The organism is Coleofasciculus sp. (genome assembly GCF_046565525.1).
In the GTDB taxonomy this organism is placed as follows: Bacteria; Cyanobacteriota; Cyanobacteriia; order Cyanobacteriales; family Coleofasciculaceae; genus Coleofasciculus.
Window position 1 is genome coordinate 1 of sequence record NZ_JBKHUP010000247.1, and the last position, 1,552, is coordinate 1,552.

The window sequence follows — 1,552 nt, forward strand, 5'->3', positions numbered from 1 at the left end:
TAAATCCTTGTCTGGTAAGGTTTCTGCTATTCGCAATCACGCCTTTTGTGAGAAATGCGGGCTGACCATCGCCATCACTACCTGTAACCTAAAACTAAGTCTCTAGAATTTTTGTAGAATCGCCTTAATCAAATCCATCGCCGCATCTTTTCCAAAAACCTCTACCAGTGTTTCCGCCAGATCCTTGAAACTGGAGCGATCGCATATATTGATCTGGATTGTACTTCCTAAAATTTGGATGCCGCCCAAAACTTGAGTATTCATTGAAAGACCAAGCTTTGGGCGGCACCTCTTTAAATAGACGTGCTTTATCCCCAGCAGAGATATCATTGGGCAACCGCTCAATCGCTTGAATCACACTCTCTACATCTGAAGACATTCTTCTAATGGCTCTGGCTCCTTGGCTATAGACTCAATTAGCTGGATGGCTAGCTTCTTTTTCTGCTCCTTGGGTAGGCTTTCTAGTAACCACTCAATCGGGGGACTCTCCGGTTCTGGTAGGGAGGTTCCCAGGACAAAAGCAAAAAATTGCTCTTTCGCCTCACGGGATAAAGGCTTGAGTAGCCTGCCAAGAACATTAGTCGTCGCGTCCTTGTGACCTTTTCTGAACTGACTGATGAACGTCTCAGAAATTCCAGTTTGCTTAGAAAGCCATTTAGCGCTGATCTTAAAGTCCTTTAGCGTTTGATCAAAGGCTTCATTCCAATGCATATCTCGATTCTACGCCAGGATTGTTAATTTATCTAAAGATGTAATTATTCTAGCATTTAACTAATGTTAAATATAAGACTAGGTTTTTTATTAGTTTAAGCCCCCACCTGTCACGAGGTAAGGGGCATTGAAAAATACATACAAACCTTAGGTGCATTATGACACATATACAAACCTTCCATAACATCTCAAACAGGGGGTGGGGGAATGTTTTATAAACTCACCTCGATAACCCTGCAAAAACTCAGGGCAGCAAAGCTTACTGCCGCTGACTGGAGAATTTGGAGCTATTTTGTAGAACTTGACCCCTGGGGCGATAGCTATCAGAGCTATGAGCTTCTAGAAGTGATGGACGTTTGTCGGGTTAGCAAGGCAACGTTTTACCGAGCGCTCGCTAAACTCCAGGAGCTAGAGCTTTTTGACTTCCAATGCATGGTTACGACGGCTCGCAACCTGCACGGCAACCGCGAAAGCAAGAATGAGACTGGAGTCTCAAAAACGAGAAAGCCAGTCTCAAAAACGAGATGCCTCCTATATATACAGAGGTTCAGAGGATCAGACTTTCTCAGAAGGCGAGAGAGAGACAAAAGTTGAACAACTCAAGTCAGATCCGGAGGTAAACAACAAGGATTGGAAACAACCACAAACCAATAATTTCCCCTTACCTGCTCAAAAATCAGTTAATTCCGAGGAAAAATTTTCCGCCGCCGCCGCCGTCGTTTTTGAAATTCCAGCAGAGAAGAAACGCGGGTTCTACGATGCTGTCCGTCAATACGCAGCTAATCATGGAGCGAGATGCCCGTCGGCTTATGCCAAAACAGTCATGGCTGATTTAGAGCGG

3 protein-coding genes are annotated in these 1,552 nt (G+C 44.5%); 1 reads left to right on the forward strand and 2 read right to left on the reverse strand.

The window, feature by feature from the left end:
• Nucleotides 1-124: 124 nt before the first annotated feature.
• Both ACLGGO_RS35515 and ACLGGO_RS35520 read right to left on the reverse strand, forming a co-directional pair.
• Nucleotides 125-379, reverse strand: coding sequence for a hypothetical protein (locus ACLGGO_RS35515; RefSeq protein WP_446422841.1), 255 nt, complete (start codon nucleotides 377-379; stop codon nucleotides 125-127).
• Complete coding sequence (locus tag ACLGGO_RS35520; RefSeq protein ID WP_446422842.1) at nucleotides 364-711, reverse strand: hypothetical protein; 348 nt, start codon at nucleotides 709-711, stop codon at nucleotides 364-366. Before ACLGGO_RS35520 ends, ACLGGO_RS35515 begins: the two co-directional genes overlap by 16 nt.
• A 478-nt stretch (nucleotides 712-1,189) precedes the next feature.
• Here ACLGGO_RS35520 and ACLGGO_RS35525 point away from each other — a divergent pair.
• Nucleotides 1,190-1,552, forward strand: a 363-nt coding sequence (locus ACLGGO_RS35525; RefSeq protein ID WP_446422843.1) for a hypothetical protein, incomplete at its 3' end; no start/stop codon positions are given.